General features: G+C 57.7%; 17 protein-coding genes and 1 pseudogene. 11 read left to right on the forward strand and 7 right to left on the reverse strand.

Features of this window, described 5'->3' with window-relative positions; translation table 11 throughout:
- Positions 1-37 precede the first annotated feature (37 nt).
- On the reverse strand, positions 38-721 hold the full coding sequence (locus tag ABNF92_RS11095; RefSeq protein ID WP_305965333.1) for a DUF4396 domain-containing protein: 684 nt from the start codon (positions 719-721) through the stop codon (positions 38-40).
- 33 nt (positions 722-754) lie between these two features.
- Positions 755-3,349: an EAL domain-containing protein gene (locus ABNF92_RS11100; RefSeq protein WP_349342161.1), complete on the reverse strand. Its 2,595-nt coding sequence runs from the start codon at positions 3,347-3,349 to the stop codon at positions 755-757.
- A 239-nt stretch (positions 3,350-3,588) separates the two neighbouring features.
- On the opposite strand from ABNF92_RS11100, the gene ABNF92_RS11105 reads away from it, so the two are divergent.
- The 6 genes from ABNF92_RS11105 to ahpC all read left to right on the forward strand — a co-directional run bounded on the left by ABNF92_RS11105 (position 3,589) and on the right by ahpC (position 9,951).
- Positions 3,589-3,801 carry an acetyltransferase gene (locus ABNF92_RS11105; RefSeq protein WP_153634140.1) on the forward strand — a complete coding sequence of 71 codons (213 nt, stop codon included), beginning with the start codon at positions 3,589-3,591 and terminating at the stop codon, positions 3,799-3,801.
- A gap of 195 nt (positions 3,802-3,996) precedes the next feature.
- Positions 3,997-4,590, forward strand: a complete 594-nt coding sequence (gene betI / locus ABNF92_RS11110) for a transcriptional regulator BetI (RefSeq protein ID WP_069182365.1) — start codon at positions 3,997-3,999, stop codon at positions 4,588-4,590.
- A 62-nt stretch (positions 4,591-4,652) separates the two neighbouring features.
- Positions 4,653-6,122, forward strand: a complete 1,470-nt coding sequence (betB, locus tag ABNF92_RS11115) for a betaine-aldehyde dehydrogenase (protein WP_291904798.1) — start codon at positions 4,653-4,655, stop codon at positions 6,120-6,122.
- A 27-nt stretch (positions 6,123-6,149) separates the two neighbouring features.
- Positions 6,150-7,844 (forward strand): choline dehydrogenase, encoded by a 1,695-nt coding sequence (gene betA, locus ABNF92_RS11120; RefSeq protein ID WP_349342162.1) that lies wholly within the window; start codon positions 6,150-6,152, stop codon positions 7,842-7,844.
- Positions 7,845-8,040: 196 nt separating this feature from the next.
- The gene (locus ABNF92_RS11125) at positions 8,041-9,258 is read left to right on the forward strand and encodes a choline transporter (RefSeq protein ID WP_069182362.1); all 1,218 of its coding nucleotides are present in this window, start codon (positions 8,041-8,043) and stop codon (positions 9,256-9,258) included.
- 129 nt (positions 9,259-9,387) lie between these two features.
- Positions 9,388-9,951, forward strand: coding sequence for an alkyl hydroperoxide reductase subunit C (ahpC, locus tag ABNF92_RS11130; protein ID WP_069182361.1), 564 nt, complete (start codon positions 9,388-9,390; stop codon positions 9,949-9,951).
- 77 nt (positions 9,952-10,028) lie between these two features.
- Here the strand turns inward: ahpC and ABNF92_RS11135 are convergent, their stop codons facing one another.
- Together ABNF92_RS11135 and ABNF92_RS11140 are read right to left on the reverse strand one after the other, a co-directional pair.
- The gene (locus ABNF92_RS11135; protein ID WP_222465692.1) at positions 10,029-10,505 is read right to left on the reverse strand and encodes a peroxiredoxin; all 477 of its coding nucleotides are present in this window, start codon (positions 10,503-10,505) and stop codon (positions 10,029-10,031) included.
- On the reverse strand, positions 10,486-11,241 hold the full coding sequence (locus ABNF92_RS11140; protein WP_136630132.1) for a DUF3581 domain-containing protein: 756 nt from the start codon (positions 11,239-11,241) through the stop codon (positions 10,486-10,488). Before ABNF92_RS11140 ends, ABNF92_RS11135 begins: the two co-directional genes overlap by 20 nt.
- Before the next feature lie 258 nt (positions 11,242-11,499).
- Between ABNF92_RS11140 and ahpF the strand changes: the two genes are divergently transcribed.
- The 3 genes from ahpF (at position 11,500) to ABNF92_RS11155 (ending at position 15,288) form a co-directional block, all read left to right on the forward strand.
- The gene (ahpF, locus tag ABNF92_RS11145) at positions 11,500-13,086 is read left to right on the forward strand and encodes an alkyl hydroperoxide reductase subunit F (protein ID WP_069182358.1); all 1,587 of its coding nucleotides are present in this window, start codon (positions 11,500-11,502) and stop codon (positions 13,084-13,086) included.
- 174 nt (positions 13,087-13,260) lie between these two features.
- A complete protein-coding gene (locus ABNF92_RS11150) occupies positions 13,261-14,031 on the forward strand; it encodes a hypothetical protein (protein ID WP_291904789.1) in 771 nt (256 codons plus the stop codon).
- A gap of 102 nt (positions 14,032-14,133) precedes the next feature.
- Complete coding sequence (locus ABNF92_RS11155) at positions 14,134-15,288, forward strand: ABC transporter substrate-binding protein (protein WP_349342163.1); 1,155 nt, start codon at positions 14,134-14,136, stop codon at positions 15,286-15,288.
- Positions 15,289-15,312: 24 nt separating this feature from the next.
- On the opposite strand, the gene ABNF92_RS11160 is transcribed toward ABNF92_RS11155, so the two are convergent.
- Together ABNF92_RS11160 and ABNF92_RS11165 are read right to left on the reverse strand one after the other, a co-directional pair.
- A complete protein-coding gene (locus tag ABNF92_RS11160; RefSeq protein WP_349342164.1) occupies positions 15,313-15,981 on the reverse strand; it encodes a transglutaminase-like domain-containing protein in 669 nt (222 codons plus the stop codon).
- Between the two features lie 116 nt (positions 15,982-16,097).
- Positions 16,098-16,825, reverse strand: a pseudogene (locus ABNF92_RS11165) (RNA methyltransferase).
- Between the two features lie 156 nt (positions 16,826-16,981).
- Here ABNF92_RS11165 and rlmE point away from each other — a divergent pair.
- A complete protein-coding gene (gene rlmE / locus ABNF92_RS11170) occupies positions 16,982-17,602 on the forward strand; it encodes a 23S rRNA (uridine(2552)-2'-O)-methyltransferase RlmE (RefSeq protein ID WP_069182353.1) in 621 nt (206 codons plus the stop codon).
- 1 nt (position 17,603) lies between these two features.
- On the opposite strand, the gene ABNF92_RS11175 is transcribed toward rlmE, so the two are convergent.
- A complete protein-coding gene (locus ABNF92_RS11175) occupies positions 17,604-18,638 on the reverse strand; it encodes a histone deacetylase family protein (RefSeq protein ID WP_349342165.1) in 1,035 nt (344 codons plus the stop codon).
- Between the two features lie 144 nt (positions 18,639-18,782).
- Here ABNF92_RS11175 and ABNF92_RS11180 point away from each other — a divergent pair, with 144 nt between their 5' ends.
- Positions 18,783-19,331, forward strand: a complete 549-nt coding sequence (locus tag ABNF92_RS11180; protein WP_349342166.1) for a YgjV family protein — start codon at positions 18,783-18,785, stop codon at positions 19,329-19,331.
- The last annotated feature ends 4 nt before the right edge of the window (positions 19,332-19,335 follow it).

Here is a 19,335-nt window from a genome sequence, read left to right on the forward strand (position 1 = left end):
CCCGGGCAGGTTCACGCAGGCCCAAGCCATGGAGCCGTCAGTGGCAGTGCGCGTGGGAAGCAGCGTCCTCATCCCGTGGGTCGCCCATGCCGCCTTTGAGGCCGTATTTGATCAACAGCAGATTGGCCGGCCAGGCGGCAAACAACCCAAGTGAGAGCGATACGTAAAGTGATGACCAGAACAGGGCATCACCCATGGTTGCTTCTCCGCCCAGATACAGGTCGGTGGTGATTGCCACGGACTCCATGACCACAATACTGATGGTTTCCGCGACGAAGGCGCCCTTGAAGGCTTCCTTGAAGGGCATTCCGTTCTGCATCATCGGGCCAATGTTCAGGGCAAAGCCGAATATATACGCGAGGGTAAAGGTGACGATGGCTGCCCAGAAGTTGCCCATGGCAAACAGTCCAACCGAGATGATCACCCCGAGAATCTCGCCTATGCCGCAGCCCGAATAGCAATGGGCCACCGAACGAAAACCCTTGCGGGCAAGACTGTCCGTGGGGATCTGTTTGCGCCCGGAATATCGGTAGATGGCAAGGCCTATCGGTCCCGAGTAAAGCACGGTCAGCCCCCAAACCCACTGCATCATGGAGGCGATATGGCTGTTGCTGGTTTTCAGGTCGTAGATCACCCAGGCAACACTGGCGCCAACGAGTGCCAGCCAGATGCCCAAGCCCGTCCAGGTGTCGATAAGGGCCTGAATCTGATCAAGGCTCATAGAAAGAACAATCCTTTCCCAAGAAATTTACTCTTAGCGTAGTCCTTGGAGGCCCGTCGTCTTTCTTTCAACCTCCAGCCATGCCTTGAGATCGTCCAGAGACTTCGGTGGGCAGATCCAGTACCCCTGGAGCATTTCCGCTCCGAGCGATTCAAGGAGGCGTGCCGATTTTTCGGTCTCAATGCCTTCGGCAACCACCCGATAACCGAGGCCCTGGCCCATACTGATGGCGGTTTCCACAATCATCCGGGCGCTGTCGCTGGACTCGATGTCCTGGAGCAGGGTGCGGTCCAGCTTTATTTCGCTGGCTGGCAGCTTCTTCAGGTAGGAGAGTGAGGAGTAACCGGCGCCGAAGTCGTCAATCGAGAGCTTGAGCCCGATCGCCGTCAATTCATTCAGGGCTTTCAGGCCTCGGTGTGGATCGTCCATGGCCGCGGTTTCGGTGAGTTCGATGATGACCTGTTCCGCCTTTAGCTGATATCGCTTTATGCGGGTTTCAAACAGGCCAATCAGTTCTGGAGAACTGAGGTCGCGAGCGGAGATATTCACTGAGATGGTCAGCTCCGGATCAATCTCGTGGAGTGCCTTGAGATCGTTCATCGCCTGATCCACCACCCAGCGTGTCAGGTGTTTGATCACACCGGTTTTCTCCGCCATGGGAACGAAGTCGATCGGTGGCACCCAGCCTCTTTCCGGATGGTGCCAGCGAATCAGGGCTTCCACACCCACCACCTTGCCCGTGGCCAGACTGGTTTTGGGTTGGTAGTAGAGTTGGGTCTGATTGTTGTGCAGAGCCTCCCGAAGGTCAGACATCAATGTCAGCCGGCTCTCGTCGTAGATATCGTTTTTCCGGGAATACAGACCGGTCTGATGGGGACCGTGAGGGGCCATTTCCATGCCAACGTGGGCGTTGCGGATCAGGAGAGCCGCTTTTTTTCCATGTTCCGGAAAGCTGGCGGCACCGAACCGGGGGTTGGGTTCTATGGCTATGTTGTCCAGTAACACCGGTTCGGCCAGTTGCTTCAGGGCATTATCCAATGACTTGAAATCGTCCTCCGTTTTGCCGATATCCACCAGCAGGCCAAAGCTGTCTCCGGAAAGCTGGTAGACGAGCTCCTCACGACCTTCGGAATTGACGGTGGAGTGAACCATCGGTAGTTCGGCTGCCAGCTTGATCATCTGTTCTGCCATTGCTTTGAGCAGGCGCTCACTGCGGTCGAGGCCCAGGGTGCGGTTGATTTCCTCAAGCTGGGTTATGCGGGTAACCCCAACCATGAAGCGGCCATTGGGGTGTTGCCGGAATTGCTCATCCACCATCCACTCGAAGCGGTTGCGGTTTGGAAGACCGGTAACCGGGTCATGGGTGAGCGCTTCATTCAACCGGGTCTGGGCATCGCTGCGGGCTTTCTGCTGTTGCAGGATGTCGGCCTGGGCCTGGATTTTCTGCTCCCGTTCCCGATAAAGGCGGTCGGCAAGGGCGAGCGTGAGAATGAAAGCTTCGAGCCCGGATCCTATCTGCATGGCGTATTCGGTAAAGAAGTTCTCCGGCAACAGGCCAAGAGCGCGACCGGCCGTTGCCGATACTCCTACCGTGAGTGGTGTCCAGGCAATGGTGAAGAAAATGCCGGCCCGAACACCGGCGGCCCAGGTGACAGGACCTGCCACCAGCAGCAGCGAAAAGAATCCGAATGCGGAGATCGCCGCAACCCGGATGCCGGTGTCGTAGCTCAAGAGTGGAGCGCTCAGGAAATACAGGATCTCGAACGCCAACATAGCTTGCAGAGCGCGGTAAAGCCGCGGGCTATGTGAGCGGACTTTCAGAAACTCCATGCAGAACAGCAGTGAAAACATCGCTAGGAAAGGAATGGAGAGCATCAACACATGGGCATGCAGAAACGGTGATTCCGGATAGATATGCTGGAGGGTGTAACCGCGAACCGCGGCAAAAAACAGGAAATACCCGGATATGGCCAGCGCGTAGTACAGGTACAGTCGTTCCCTCAGGGTCAGAAACACGGCCAGGTTGATCAGAATGATGACCGCCAGGCTGCCGTAGTAGAAAAAGTGCAGTTTTTGCTCGTTGGCGGCGGCCTCGTAAAAATCACTCTGATGCCATATCTGCAGCGGCATCACCATCGTGCCTTGCGTCGCCACCCGTATGTAGAGCGTTTTCAGCTTGTCGGGTGCCACCTGGAATCTGAACAGCATGCTGGGATGGTCAACATCCCTCGGATAGAAGGGGCGGGTATCGCCGGTGCGGAATTCGCGAAGCAGTGTGCCCCCGGAGAGCTCGTGGAACACCACGTCATCGAGCTGCGAGTAGGCCAGCTCGGCGATCAGCAATTGGTCACGATCGGTCTGGTTATGCAGCTCAACCCGCAGCCAATAGGCGGAATCGGTGATGCCAAAGGTGGCTTTGCCAGTGGGCCTGTGTTGCCAGGCGGATTCTGGAAGAGCGCGAACCTCGGCCAGTGTGGCGTTGGCACCGGTGTCTTCCCAGTACTGGAAGTGGCTCTCAATCGGTGTGCCAGAGACCACCGAAACCGGGCCGGCATCCGCGTGGACAGACTGGAACACGCTCAAGGCCAGCATCAGAACAAGGATACGCAGAGCATTGCTGAGGATCACGAACAGTAGACCCCGTTATTTAGCCAGCAGGCTTTTATTTTTGTCTCAAAGTTCAGCTTATCAATCTTTCTGCGCCAGAAAAGCCGCCAACCGATATTTAATGTAGCGAAATGTCTCATATTTCGAGTTTTCCAGCGTTTCCTGCGCGCGCCCTGGGCTCCCGGTGACCAGGCTTGCCTGTCTGGATGGCGGCGCATCTGCTACGTTTAAGGGGTAAAACCTATCCCGAGGAGGCCTCCATGTTTGTCGCTGAAAAAGCAACCGGGCACCTGATTGAAGTACTGGATACCCAGGCACTGTTTGATCCCCATGTCCAACAGGTTCGCGGCAGCCTCCATTACGGGGAAGAGGCGCAGGACCCGGAATCCTTTGCAAAATCGGACCTGGCCTTTCCCTCCGGTGAAGCGCTTCCTGTGTGCTGGACCAATCCCGACTACCGCCGACAAAGCTGACACTTGCTTACCCCTCCTGTAGCCACCACAGGGTCGCGCTAGCGTCGCCCTGAGAGTGGCTATTTTTCACACAGGTTTGAATTTCACATCCTGCTTCTGTAAGCTTTTTGTTAATTGAACGTTCAATTAATAAAAAGCAGGGCCAAGTCGCGCTGCTTTTCAACACCGGAATCAAGACGAGAAACCGAAGCCGCCATGCCAAAAGTTGGGGTTAAAGACACACGCAAGCAGCAGCTGATTGAAGCCACCATGGATTCGATTGCTGAGCTGGGTATGCAGAACACCACCATTGTCAGCATCAGCAAGCGGGCGGGTATGTCCTCAGGGATTATCAGCCACTACTTCGGTGGCAAGCAGGGTCTGATTGAGGCGGCTCTGCGTTATCTGCTGGATCAATTGGGCAAGGAACTGCGGGAGCGCATGGCCAGGACCGACCGCTCCCCCGAGCAGCGGCTGAACTGCATCATCGAGTCGAACTTTTCTGAGTTCCAGCGCTCGGCGTTGGCCGCCAAGACCTGGCTGAGCTTCTGGGCCCGGTCGATGCATGAGCCTGGCCTGAAGCGGCTGCAGCAGATCAACAATGCCCGGCTGTACAGCAACCTGCGGTACTCGTTTGCGCAGGTGCTCGAACCGGCTGCGGCGACAGAGGCGGCCCGGCAAACCGCAGCAATGATTGACGGTTTCTGGCTGCGCAGTGCCCTGAGCCTGGACCCGGCAGAAAGCTTTGAAGCCGGCGAGCGGCTCTGCAAGAAATTTGTCCACGAGACACTGGCCCAGGCCACCGCCTGAGCCGCGATAGATTCAAATGGCCCACAAGGCCTGAAGACACCGAACCGAGGTATCTGATTACTATGTCTGCATCACTTCCTGTTGTTCAGAATTTCGTCCATGGCCGTTTCCTGGCCAACAGCACCGGCGAAACCTTCCCCGTGGTAAACCCGGCCACAGGCCAGGTTATCTACGAAGTGGAAGTGGCGGATGAATCCGTGCAGCAGGCTGCCATTGAAAGTGCCCGCGCCGGTTTTGCCGAATGGTCTGCCATGACTGCCATTGAGCGCAGCCGGATTTTGCTTCGGGCGGTTGCGCTTCTGAGAGAGCGTAATGACGAATTGGCTGCCGCAGAGGTGTGCGATACCGGGAAGCCCTGGCAGGAAGCAGAAGCCGTGGATGTGGTCACCGGTGCCGATGCGGTTGAGTTCTTTGCCGGCCTGGCACCCTCCATCGAAGGTAACCAACAGGACCTGGGCGGTGATTTTTACTACACCCGCCGGGAGCCCCTGGGCATCTGCGCCGGCATTGGGGCCTGGAATTACCCGATCCAGATTGCCTGCTGGAAATCCGCGCCGGCCCTGGCCTGCGGTAATGCCATGATCTTCAAGCCATCCGAGGAAACCCCCATGGGTGCGGTGAAGCTGGCGGAGATCTTTACCGAAGCCGGTGTACCGGCTGGCGTGTTCAACGTGGTGCAGGGCGCCGCCGAAGTCGGTCAGTGGCTGACCCATCATCCGGAGATTGCCAAGGTCTCCTTCACCGGCGAAGTGGCCACCGGCAAGAAGGTGATGGCAGCGGCATCTTCCACCCTGAAAGACGTCACCATGGAACTCGGCGGTAAATCCCCGCTGATCATCTTTGACGATGCGGATCTGGAAAACGCCATCTCTGCCGCCATGGTGGGCAACTTCTACACCCAGGGCGAGATCTGCACCAACGGTACCCGGGTGTTTGTCCATGAAGATCTGTACCCGCGTTTCATGGAGCGTCTGCTGGAGCGCACCCGCAAGAACATCAAGCCGGGTGATCCGATGAATCCGGATACCAACTTTGGCGCCCTCATCTCGGCAAAACACCGGGATCTGGTGCTCGATTACATCGCCAAAGGCCTCTCTGAAGGGGCCACCCTGAGCCACGGCGGGCGGGCCTTTGAGCCGGAGGATTCCAAAGGCGGCTATTTCGTGGAGCCCACCATCTTCACCGACTGCACCGATGACATGACCATCGTGAAGGAAGAGATCTTCGGGCCGGTGATGTCGGTGCTCACCTTCCGCGACGAGGACGAGGTGATTGCCCGGGCCAACAACACCGACACCGGTCTGGCCGCGGGCGTGTTCACCAACGACATCCGCCGGGCGCACCGGGTGATTCACCAGATCCAGGCCGGTATCTGCTGGATCAACAGCTACGGTGCCTCCCCGGCGGAAATGCCGGTGGGCGGCTACAAACTCTCCGGCATCGGCCGGGAAAACGGGCGCGAGACCATAGCGCATTACACCCAGATCAAGTCCGTCTACATCGGCATGCAGGATCTGGATGCCCCGTTTTAAGCCCGCAAGCCACAGAGGAGAACGCGTATGACAGAAAACCGATACGACTACATCATCGTGGGTGCGGGTTCCGCCGGTTGTGTATTGGCCAACCGCCTGACCGAGGACGCACGCCACCGGGTGCTGCTGCTGGAAACCGGCGGCAGCGACAAGAGCATCTTCATCCAGATGCCCACCGCCCTGTCCATTCCCATGAACACCAAGAAATACGCCTGGCAGTTCGAGACCGAGCCGGAGCCGTTCCTGGATAACCGCCGCATGCATTGCCCCCGGGGCAAGGTTCTGGGCGGTTCTTCCTCCATCAACGGCATGGTGTATGTCCGTGGTCACGCCCGGGATTTTGACGAATGGGATTCTGAAGGCGCCACCGGTTGGCATTACCGGAATGTCCTGCCGTATTTCAAAAAAGCCGAAACCTGGGCGTTTGGCGGCGATGATTACCGGGGTGATAAAGGCCCGCTCGGTGTGAACAACGGCAACAACATGCAGAACCCGCTCTACAAGGCGTTTATCCAGGCGGGTTCCGATGCTGGATATTTCGAAACCGGCGATTACAACGGAACCCAGCAGGAAGGCTTCGGCGCCATGCATATGACCGTGAAGAACGGTCGTCGCTGGTCCACTGCCAACGCCTATCTTCGCCCGGCCATGGAGCGCCCGAACCTGACTGTGGTCACCCATGCCCTGGTGCACAAGGTGCTTTTGGATGGACAGGATGGCAAAACCGCCACCGGTGTCCGTTACGAGCAGGGCGGCAAGGTGCACGAGGCAAAAGCCGCCGAGGAAGTCATCCTGTCAGCGGGCTCTATCGGTTCACCCCACCTGCTTCAGCTGTCCGGAATTGGCAAGCGTGAGGTACTGGAAAAGGCTGGTATCGAGGTAAAGCACGAGCTACCCGGCGTTGGTGAGAACCTGCAGGACCACCTGGAGTTTTACTTTCAGTATCGCTGCCAACAGCCGGTTTCACTCAACCGCAAGCTGGACTGGTGGAACAAGCTGAAGATCGGTATTCGCTGGATTCTCCGCAAGGACGGCCTGGGCGCCACCAACCACTTTGAGTCCTGTGGCTTTATCCGGTCCAAGGCCGGCGTCGAGTGGCCCGACCTGCAATATCACTTTTTGCCGGCGGCCATGCGCTACGACGGTAAAGAAGCCTTCAACGGAGACGGATTCCAGCTGCACATTGGTCACAACAAGCCGAAAAGTCGGGGTTTTGTGCATGTGCAATCGGCCGATCCGAAACAGGCACCGACCATCCGCTTCAACTATCTGCAGCACGAGGCAGATCGGGAGGGCTTCCGGGACTGCGTGCGCCTGACCCGGGAAATCATCAGCCAGCCGGCCATGGACGAGTATCGGGGAGCGGAGATCCAGCCGGGCGCCGACGTGCAGACCGACGAGGAAATCGATGCTTTCGTCCGCCAGGCGGTGGAGAGCGCCTATCACCCGTCCTGCTCCTGCAAGATGGGCACCGACGAGCTGGCGGTGGTGGACCCGGAGACGCGGGTACACGGTATCCGAAATCTCAGGGTGGTGGATTCGTCCATCTTTCCGACCATACCGAACGGCAACCTGAATTCGCCCACCATCATGGTGGCCGAGCGGGCAGCCGACCTGATTCGGGGCAGGGAGCCCCTGCAACCTTCTGATGCCCCTGTGGTTATGGACGACCAGTGGCAGGTGCGTCAGCGCCCGGGACAGGCAAAGCGCGCGCTCGCGTAGCGCGTCGTCATCCCGCCCGGGCGTGCAACGCGCCCGGGGTTTTGCAAGCCCTCAGGATTTCCCTATCAGCGCGACGGTGTTCTGCCGTTTTCGGGCGCCGGATAGGCAAGTCCTGGGTTTGTGTCCGATTCGAACCAAGTAGAGGAGGAACACCCATGCTGTTTATCAAAAAGAAAGAAAGTAACCGGAGGACGTTATGACACTCTGGTTATCCGCTGGTCTGATATTTACCTTCGCCGCCATTGCCCTGATTCTGTACAAATGGTGGGACATCCAGTGTATTGGCGTCACGCCGGTTCGCACCTTCACCTTTATCGCCATACTGTTCACGTCCGGTCTTGATGTGGGCCTGATCATGTTCCCGCTCACCGAGTTTGGTGGTTATGGCGATCTGTCTGCCAGCCCGGAGTATGGTTTTGCCAACCCGCTGGCCATTGAGTTCGGGTTCTGGGCATTTCTGATCTGGGGCTTCTATTTCCTGACCTGTTTTTACTTCGCGATCATCGAGCCGCGGGTGAAGTTCTTTGAAATTCCGCTGGTGAAGATCGTTAACAACGTTGTGATCATCGGTACCTGCGCTTTCACCGCCTATCTGTTGCTGGTGAACCTGCCCTGGTATCTGCCCATGCTGGGTGACGGCGAGTCCGTGGTACCGGCGTTCTACTTTATCGTGTTTGCTGCGATTGGGCTGGCGGTCTACTCCAGCTCCAAGATCAAGTATGTGCGTATCCTGAGTCTGGGCTCGAGCCTGCTGTTCATTGCTCTGATTGCGGGCATGTGGTTCCGGGCGTTTGTCATGGGGGCCGGCTCGCCGGCAGATTTCCTCGGCACCGCCGGATTGATCGGCGAATACTTTGCCAACATTCATCAGTTTGTCCTGCCCATCAATGACTACCACGAGTTCTACCTGTTCTGGTGGTTTGCCTGGAGCATCATGATCGGTCAGTTTACGGCCCGCTTCGTTAGCGGTATTCGTACCTGGCAGTTGCTGATTGCCATGCTGGTGGTGCCGTCCATCGCCATTGGTGTGTGGTTTACCGTGCTTTACCACTATCATGCGGAAGGCTTGCAGATTGCGGCGTTTACCAACCTTGCCATGATCTCGGTGGGCGTGTTGATGGTGGTGAACTCACTGGATTCGCTGATCCGTCTGTACACAGACAACCTGAATCTCACCGCCCAGCGCCTGGGACGGGCGAATTACGTGGTGTTCAATTTCCTCGCGATGGTGGGTCTGACCATGCTGTTCCAGCTGGATTTTCTCCGGATTCAGTGGGTAGGCGCCCTGGTGATCGCACTGTATTTCGGCTGTTTCGTCTACATCCTGGCGAAGAAGCGGGCCGAAGTGGCTGCCATTAAAGCGTCACCGAAAGAGAATATTCTGGACTTTGGCAAGATTGAACTTGCCGGTTAAGACCCCATAAATAGGCAGAGCCTATCCTTGGCTTGGAAATTATCAATTTTATCGCGGCGCTGCATGTCAGTACCTTTAGCGCCGTAAATTCATCCACTTATTGAATCCATCAACAAGGAGTTATCTTTAATGGGCATCATTAACAGCGAGATCAAGCCGTTCAACGCTACCGCCTTCAAAAACGGCGAGTTCGTTGAGATCAGCGAAGCCGATGTAAAAGGCAAGTGGGCGGTATTTTTCTTCTACCCGGCCGACTTCACTTTCGTTTGCCCGACTGAGCTGGGCGACGTTGCAGACAAGTACGAAGAGCTGCAGAAGCTGGGCGTTGAAGTGTTCTCTGTGTCCACCGACACTCACTTCACCCACAAGGCATGGCACGATGCTTCCGAGACCATCGGCAAGATCCAGTACTACATGGTAGGCGACCAGACCGGCACCATCACCAACAACTTCGGTGTAATGCGTGAAGGCCAGGGCCTGGCAGACCGCGCCACCTTCCTGATCGATCCGGACGGCGTTATCCAGGCTATGGAAATCACTGCCGAAGGTATTGGCCGTGATGCAGACGACCTGATGCGCAAGGTCAAAGCGGCCCAGTACGTTCGCAAGCATCCTGGCGAAGTATGCCCGGCCAAGTGGAAAGAAGGCGAAGAAACTCTGGCTCCGTCTCTGGACTTGGTTGGCAAGATATAAGCTCTCCTTCCGGATAGCTTATGAACGAAAAACCCCGGATTTTCCGGGGTTTTTTGTGTCTGGATGTAAGGTATCGCTCAGAGCGACTCGAGAATGGTCTCGGCCTTGGTGAGGTCCAGCCCCTGCGGGTCTACGTGTAGCAGCTCCACCTTGCCATCGTTGACGATCATGGCATAACGCTGGCTGCGAATGCCCATGCCGTTGGCGGTGCGGTCCTGGGTCAGGTCCAGAGCCTTGGCGAATTCTGCCAGGCCATCGGCCAGCATGACGATCTCGTCGGCATTGTGGGCCTTGCCCCAGGCGTCCATCACGAAGGCGTCGTTGACCGAGGTGCACACGATGGTATCCACGCCCTTCGCGCGCAGCTTGTCGGCGTTCACCACAAAGCCAGGCAAATGAGCGGCTGAACAGGTCGGTGTGAACGCACCCGGTACGGCGAAAAGTACCGCTTTCTTACCGGCAAAGAGCTCGCTGGTACGGATTTTCTCCGGACCCTTTTCGCCCATTACCTGAAGTTCGATGTCTGGCAGGGTATCACCCGGCTGAATTGGCATTGCTCTGGTCTCCACGGTTGTTCTTGTTGAAGTAGTCGGCGCCGCGGGCCTTGAGGCGATAGAACTCTTCAATTACGCCGGCCATCGCCTCTTCGGAATACGGTCGCAGACCACTTAATACGAGCCGTTTGGTCACTTCGCCCACCGGTTTGCCGTTAGCGGTAAGGCGGTATTCCAGGAAGACATTGCCGCGCTTGCCGGCCTCTTCCAGTGTCGCATTGTGCAATTCGAGCTCAGGGGACGGAAGATCGAGGTTGTCCAGAGCCAGGCTCATGCTCTCGTACATCACCATGGGGCGATCGGGATTGAACATCACCCCGTTCGACTCCATCAATGGTTTTAGGGTGTGGGGGAAATTCTTCCCCGAGGCCGCCACATAGGCGCGGGTAATGGCCTCGATCAGCTGTTGGTCGTTTGTTGTGGCGCCACTGCGGTCCACTTCAATATAGACCTTGCCGGCATCGTCGCAGACCTCAATCGTATCCTCGGTTTCGACGAATTTGAGAGGTACATTCTCTCCGAGCAGGCTGCGGAACCGGAAGGTCATGTTTTCCGACAGTCCGAAGCGGGCCAGCACGATAGCAAACAGCAGGTCGCCTGGAACACAGAAACGGCGGGCATCCGGATCATGGATGGGATTGAAATCCCCGGCGATTTCCTTGGCGAACTGGCTGGCTTGCAGAGCGGAAATTACGACGTGTCCGTCCTGGACGGAGTGGAAACGGTCTAGAAACATGCGTTGCCTATTCTGGGTACCGGAGAATGATGTTGCGACATTATGACAACATCATACTGCGGCAGGCTTTCGGTGGATATGCGCTATTGGTCAAGTCCCGGGCAGAGGCAAGTCTCAAGGTATAGCAAAGTTCTATCAAACAGTTTGGGTCAATTAATTTGAGCATCGGGTAGCCGGACCGTATCTTTGCACCAACTTCAATTGACCACCGTATTTTTTCAAATACTTAGTTTCGAAATTTAAAGGAGAAGTCGGAATATGTTGGATGCCAATATCAAGGAACAGCTCAAGGCCTACATGGACAAGCTGCAGCAGCCGATTGAGCTGGTTGCGGCCTATGACGACAGCAAGAAGTCCCAGGAACTCCGGGAACTGCTGGAAGAACTGGAACCCATGTCTTCCAAGATCAGCCTGCGCACCGAAGAATCCAATGATGTGCGTCGTCCTTCCTTCGCCATTAACCGTGTAGGCACCGATATTGGCGTTCGCTTTGCCGGCATTCCCATGGGCCACGAATTTACCTCGCTGGTACTGGCCTTGCTTCAGGTGGGCGGCCACCCCTCCAAGGCTTCCCAGGATGTGATTGAGCAGATTCAGTCGCTGGAAGGTCGGTTCGAGTTCGAGACCTACTTCTCCCTGTCCTGCCAGAACTGCCCGGATGTGGTTCAGGCACTGAATCTCATGAGCGTGCTGAACCCGAACATCAAGAACACCTCCATCGACGGAGCCTTGTTCCAGGATGAAGTGGAGCAGCGCGAAGTCATGGCGGTGCCCAGCGTTTACATGAACGGTGAGCCCTGGGGCCAGGGCCGTATGACCCTGGAAGAGATTGTCGCCAAACTGGACACCAGCTCCAGCGAGAAAGACGCCGAGAAGATCAACCAGAAGGATACCTTCGAGGTTCTGGTGATTGGTGGCGGGCCGGCCGGCGCCTCTGCCGCCATCTACGCAGCCCGTAAGGGAATCTCTACCGGCATCGCAGCCGAGCGTTTCGGTGGCCAGGTGGCTGACACCATGGGCATCGAAAACCTGATCTCCGTACCTTATACCGAAGGCCCGAAACTGGTCTCGGCCATGGAGCAGCACGTCAAAGAGTACGACGTGGATATCATGAACATGCAGCGCGCCGAGAAGCTGATTCCAGCCTCGCGCCCGGGCATGCCCCACGAAGTGCGTCTGGAAAACGGTGCCACCCTCAAGGCACGCAGTCTGGTTCTGTCCACCGGTGCTCGCTGGCGCCAGATGGGCGTACCGGGAGAGGAAGAGTACCGCAACAAGGGCGTGGCCTACTGCCCGCACTGTGACGGTCCCCTGTTCAAGGGCAAGCGTGTTGCCGTAATCGGCGGTGGTAACTCCGGTGTGGAAGCCGCCATCGACCTGGCCGGCATCGTGGGCCACGTGACCCTGATCGAGTTCGGTGCCGAAATGCGCGCTGATGAGGTCCTGCAGAAGAAACTGCGCAGCCTGAAGAACGTGGAAATCATCACCTCCGGACAGACCACGGAGATCACCGGTGAAAACGGCAAGGTAAATGGCCTGAACTATACCGACCGTAAGTCCGGTGAGCAGCACCACATCTCCCTGGAAGGTGTGTTCGTGCAGATTGGCCTGGTGCCCAACACCGAATGGCTCAAGGGTGACATCGAACTGAGCCAGCACGGTGAGATCATCGTCAACGATCGCAATGAAACCTCTATTCCGGGTGTCTTTGCGGCGGGCGACGCGACCACTGTGCCCTACAAGCAGATCGTCATCTCCATGGGTGAGGGTTCGAAGGCCGCCTTGAGCGCCTTTGACTTCCTGATCCGCAACTCCGTGGATGAAAGCGAGGGCGAAGCGGCGTAAACCAGAAAACAGCCGCCTGATGAGAGAGAAGCACCGGAGCGATCCGGTGCTTTTTTTATGGCTAAACCCACAGGTTTAACAAGGTTTTTCTGGCACAAGTGAAACGTCGTTGTCATACTTCCAGTCCTGTATGAAAAATAGTCACTTTTACCGTCATGGACCGATGCGCGTGGTATGAAACGCTTCCTCCTGTCTATCCTTGCGTTACTGTTTGACGCAAGCGTCCTGAGCGCCCCTGCAGTGGCCGATCCGGCCGTTCGGATTGCGGTTCCGGACATCACCAGTCTGCTGACCGAAAACGGCGACGGTGTTTACCAGAAAATCCTCTATCGGGCCCTGGATGGTCTGGACGTCACAGTGAGTGAAGAGTTCTATCCCTACAAACGGGCGATGCTGGTGTTCGAGCAGCGGGGCGCCGACTGCATCTATTCTTTTACCGAAGTTCTCGAGCGGCGGCTGGGGGAAGACGCCGTTGTCGCGAGTTTTCCCCTCGGCAAGTTCACTTACTATCTGTTTACCCCGCCGGGTGACGAGCCCGTCAGTGCTTTGTCCAAACTGGAGGGCAAAACCGTAGGGGCGGTCATTGGCCATGAGACCTATCTGGATGGGGTTCTGGAGGCTCACAATGTCGATGTGGTCTGGTCCAAGAGTGATGCCCAGAATCTGGCCATGCTTGAGCATCAGCGATTTGGCGCTATGATCGCTGCCGTTCCCGATGTGCGTCCGTTCCTGGACAAGCTCAGCTACGATCCTGCAAGTCCGCTGCTTGAAAGTTATGACCGGCTAACCTGTCACAACACACAAGCCAACCGGCAATTCCTCAGAAGCCTGTCGGCCGAGATGAAGCGCCTGAAAAACGCCGGCGTCTATGAACAACTGGCCGGAAAGCTCTATGTCGAATTTGAAGAGCCGGCCGCTGCGGCTGAACCTTCTTCCCTGAACTGAGACTTCGGTTACGCATCTCCGCTTGTCTGTTACACGGCAGGTCGGTAGCTTAGGCTCCACGAAAGCCAACCCAGGCAGATCCTCCAGAGGGTGATTTGTTTCATGAGGTCTTATCCAGCCCGCTTGTTGATCAGTTTCCTGCTCCTGCTTGCAGCTCCTCTTGCAAACGCCAGTCTCAGACCCAGTGTTGTTTTTCTGTCTCCGGACGACTCCCGTTTCTGGCAACTGGTGGCCGGTTTCATGGAGGCGGTGGCGGAGGATCTCGAGGTAGACCTGGAGGTTCAGTACGACCGGGAGAGTCATCGATTCAGCTATCTTCGCATGGCGAAGGACGTGCTGGGCCGTGACGAAAAGCCGGACTACCTGCTGTTCATGTGCAAGGAGAATGTCACCGAACCCATGCTCAGGCTCGCGGATGGGGCGGGGGTAAAGGCGTTCACTTTCAATACCGATGTGCCTGACGCTGCCCGAGCCAGCATCGCTATGCCGCGAACCGTCTTGCCAGGCTGGCTGGGCCATCTCTCTCCGGACAATATTGCTGCCGGCCGCACACTGGTAACGCTGCTGGGCAAACAGGCCGAACAACTGGCGCTCGCCCCCCGAACCAGCATCCCCATGGTGGCCCTCTCGGGAACGCTGGATTCCTCTGCTGCCAAGGATAGGGATCGGGGGTTACTGGCGGCTGCCGTCCAGCAGCGCAGTGAGCTCCTGCAGCTGGTATACGCCAACTGGAGTCGTGAGCTGGCCAGGGAAAAAACAGAAGTCCTGCTGGAGCGCTATCCGAACACTGCCGCTGTCTGGAGCGCGAGCGATGGCATGGCACTGGGGGCCATTGAAGCTGCCCGGAATGCCGGCCGGGTCCCGGGTCAGGATCTGCTGGTGGGCAGTGTCGACTGGCAACCCGAAGCCCTGGATAAAATTCGGTCCGGGGAGTTACTGGTCAGCCTGGGGCGGCATTTCATGGGTGGTGGGCTTGCCTTGCTCCTCCTGCATGACTACCACAATGGCCGGGACTTCGATGATATGTCACCGGACTATGTGTTCCGCTACAAGCTGGAACCGGCAACCCGTGACAATATTGATCTGGTGCAGCGCATCGCGGATCCGGAGAATTGGAGCACCGTGGATTTCCGACAGTTCAGCCGTGTTGGCGAGACTGAGACTGCGAAGGCCGTGCCTGATCCTGATGCCGTGCTGGATGCGATCACTGGAGCGCTGGCAAGGCAGGAAGCGGGCTCGGTAGCGAGCAGAGAGTAAGGCCTTCGCAGATTCGAGCAGACTTTAGGGCCTCGATATATCCTGCTCGAGGCTCCCCTTGGGCATATCAGGTTCTTCCTCGTCCTCAAAGAGATGGCCGTAGGCCGCCCGCACACCCGAGACGATGAAATCGTGGGGCACGTCGTCGAACAGGCCGTGGTCGTTCACATACTCCATGTGCGCATGACCGTCCTCGGTATACTCCTGAAACATGGAATCGTGCACCCCGTCGAATTCCAGCGGTTCCACCTTCATCAGCTCGCACAGTTGCCGGTTGAACGCAGGGGTCGCCTTGACCCATTGGCCGTTCAGGAACAGCTCGATGTAACCGTGCATTCGGAAGATGTCCGACTGCAGCCATTCGATCAGTTTCGGACTTGAGAGATGATTGCGCACATCGGCCAGCCCAAGCCGGCTGGGAATGCCAATTGAGCGAGCTGCTGCCCCCAGAAGAACGGCCTTGGGGATGCAGTAGGTTTCGCCGCTTTCCAGGGCATAACTGGCACTGAACGTGTTGGCATCAGTCCGGAACACGTAAGGGTTATAGCTAATACTGTCGCGAACGGCGAGATAGAGCGTCTTGATCTGCTCCACCGGCTCATCAGGAACACCCTCCAGCTGTGACTCAATCCAGGCGGCCAGCCGGGGGTGGTCATAGTCGAAAAAGGCGGTGGGCTGGAGATAGCGTTCCATAGTCATCGGTCCGGTTTCGGGATCAACTTCTGATCCTGCTCAATTGGCAATCGTCAGGCAATGGCGGTATCCGCCAGAACCATTGCCGAAAATGCTCACAGAATTCGGTTTGCAGCCTAAAGCTCTCGCATTAATTCGTAGGTGCACATATTGACCGCCGATGCCAGGTTCAGGGATTCGATCTGGCCCTGGCCTTGAATGCTGTAGGGCGCCGCCTTCAGATGGTCGAGAGCTTCGCGCGGCACACCCCGGGCTTCGTTACCAAACAGATAACAGTCGTGCTGGCGGAAAGCCTGCGATGTCATCGAACTGCCATTGAGGTCCAGGCAGGCAAGGCTCTGGTATCGGTCGGCAAGGCTGGCCAGATTAACGTCGGTCTCAAGAGGCACGTGAAAGATCGCGCCCATGCTGGCACGCACCACCTTCGGGTTGAAGGGGTCGACACTGCCAGGGCTTAGCAGGCACCGGAAACCGCCGAACCAGGCCAGAGTGCGCAGTATGGTACCCAGGTTGCCGGGGTCCTGAACCTCGTGCAGATAAATCGCTTTTTCCCCGGGTACCGGTTCCGCTGGGCACTCCGGGATGGGCACAACCGCCAGAATCCCCTGGGGTGTTCGGGTGTCGGCAAGTTGGGCCATCTGGCGATCGCTAATGACATGGGTTTTGAACGGGCTCTGCCAGTGCTCATAGGATCCGCTGACGTAAAGCTCCGAGGCCTCAAGGGCGGGTTGGCGGGTAGCGGCTTTCTGCAGCTGAGAATCAGGTGTTCACCCTCAACGAGGTAGTGGCCAAACGACTGCCGGTATTTTTTCTGGTGCAGCTTTTTGATGTCGGCCAGATTCACGAGGGGAGTCTCCGGTGAGGTGGGCTTGGTCGGTTCTGAAAAATCACAGAATGCTGGCCGGATTGTACGTGTGGCCAGCCCGGTTGTCAGGGTTTTGCCGCGGCCCGGCGCGGCACGTACAATGAGCGCTTGGCTTTCCCGTTCTGAAGAGACCCCATGGCCCGATCCAAAAGCAGTAACCGCTGGCTCGAAGAGCACGTCAACGACCCCTTCGTGAAGCAGGCGCAGGTGGATGGCTACCGCTCGCGTGCCAGTTACAAGCTACTTGAGATCAACAAGAAGGATCGGCTGATCCACCCCAACATGGTGGTTGTGGATCTGGGCTCCGCCCCCGGTGGCTGGTCCCAGGTGGCGGCCAAACTGGTGGGCCACAAGGGCCGTGTCATCGCCTCCGATATCCTGCCCATGGATGCCATTGCCGGCGTCGATTTTATCCAGGGTGATTTCACCGAGAACGACGTGTTTGAATCGATCATGGCCACCCTGGGCGATGACCCGGTCGACGTGGTGATTTCCGACATGGCGCCGAACATCAGCGGCGTGACCGTTGCCGACCAGGCCTCGTCCATGTACCTGGTGGAACTGGCGCTGGACATGGCAAGTCAGGTGCTCAAGCCCAAGGGCAGTTTCCTGGCCAAGGTGTTTCAGGGCGAAGGGTACGACGAGTACCTGAAATCCGTACGCGCCGTCTTCGACAAGGTGGTGGTGCGAAAGCCGGATTCCTCCCGCTCCCGCTCCCGGGAAGTCTACGTCCTCGGCAAGGGCTTCAAGGGCTGATTCAGCCTGCAGCCCGGTCGAATCCCTGCATCACGTTCACCGCATTGACGCCGATGGCGTCGACGTCGTAACCGCCTTCCATGGTAAATACCGTTGGTAGTCCAAGCTGTGCGAGGCGCTGGCCCAGGGTCAGATAATCGCCGGAGCTCAGTTTGAAGAACGAGATCGGGTCTTCTTCGAAGGTATCGACGCCCAGGGCAACTACCAGGGCGTCTGGCTGGAATGACTGGATCCGCTCGCAGGCTTTCTCCAGCCCCTGACTCCAGACACTGTATGGCGTGTTGGGCGGGTAGACAATGTTCAGGTTGTAGCCTTCGCCTGAGCCCTCGCCAATCTCGTCTTCGAAGCCCAGAAAATGGGGAAACACCAGGTCTGGATCGCCATGCAGGCTGATGGTCAGCACGTCGTTGCGATCATAGAAAATCGCCTGGGTGCCGTTACCGTGGTGAAAGTCCACATCCAGGACCGCGACCTTGCCATAACCCTGGTCGCGGAAGGCCTGGGCCACGATGGCGGCATTGTTGAAGAAACAGTAGCCACCAAAAAGGTCGGCGTGGGCGTGGTGGCCGGGCGGGCGGCACAGGGCAAAGGCGGCGCGTTCGCCTTCGGCCACCAGTTTCTGGGCGGTCAAGGCCACGTTGGCGGAGGCCCGGGCCGCTTCCCAGGTGCCGTCCGAAATCGAGGTCTCCGCCGCAAAGCTGTAGTATCCTAGCCGGCCGTCGATGTCTCTCGGTAGCCGGTGGCGCATGCCGCGCCCGGCCCAGACCGCCGGAATCGCCTCGCCCGGTTTGCCGGCCGCCAGCCAGTCCTGCCAGCAGGTTTCCAGGAAGGCCACATAATCGGCCGTGTGCACCCGTTTCACGGGCTCCAGGCCAAATTCCTCCGGTTCCAGAATCTCCCCCAGCGCCTGATCCTTCACCCTTGCCAGGATGGTTTCGGCACGGGAAGGCTTCTCGTGGGGTTCGATCAGCAGCCCACCGTCCAGTTCGGTTTTGACGTGTCGGCGGCTGTGCAGTGGAGAGAATACGGTTTTCATGGTCCTGGGTGGGTCCTTGCTGAATGACGTGTGCACTTTGGCACAGGGAGCTTGATGGCTCAAAGGCACTGATTGTGGCAGGCTGAAACTTTTTGCAGACAGAGGTGATTACCGATATGGCGACGAGCGACAGGCCGGTAAAGGATGATTGAGCTGATCGCGGACATGACCCTCGCCGAGGTGCTGGGCCAGGTGTGCGGTCTGGTAGCCTTGGGTTTCTGCATAGCCGGTTTCGCCAACAAGAACGACGACCGGCTGATGGTGCTGCTGATTTCCGCCAATGTGGCCTTTGCCCTGATGTTCGCGTTTTTCCAGAGCTGGACAGCGTCGGCACTGACGGTTCTGGTGATTTTAAGGATCGCCTTGGCCCGCAGGTACCAAGGCAACTGGGCCATTATGCTGGGCATGCTGGTGGTGAACCTGCTTGTCGCCTGGGCGACCTGGAAATCGATCACCGACGTTTTCCCCCTGGCCGCCGCGGTTTTCGGCACTGTGGGCATGTTCATGCTCCGGGGTATTCCCTTGCGTATCGTTCTCGGGCTGGCTGCCCTGGCGTGGATGCTCAACAACATCGTGATCGGCTCGGTGGGCGGTACCCTGGCCGAGGGCATGGTGCTGGTCACCAACATCATCACCATCATTCGCCTCTATCGGTTGCAGAAGAAATACCCCGATTTCACCCCGGGCAGCTGATCCC

It is taken from the genome of Marinobacter sp. MMG032 (genome assembly GCF_040112695.1).
In the GTDB taxonomy this organism is placed as follows: Bacteria; Pseudomonadota; Gammaproteobacteria; order Pseudomonadales; family Oleiphilaceae; genus Marinobacter; species Marinobacter salsuginis.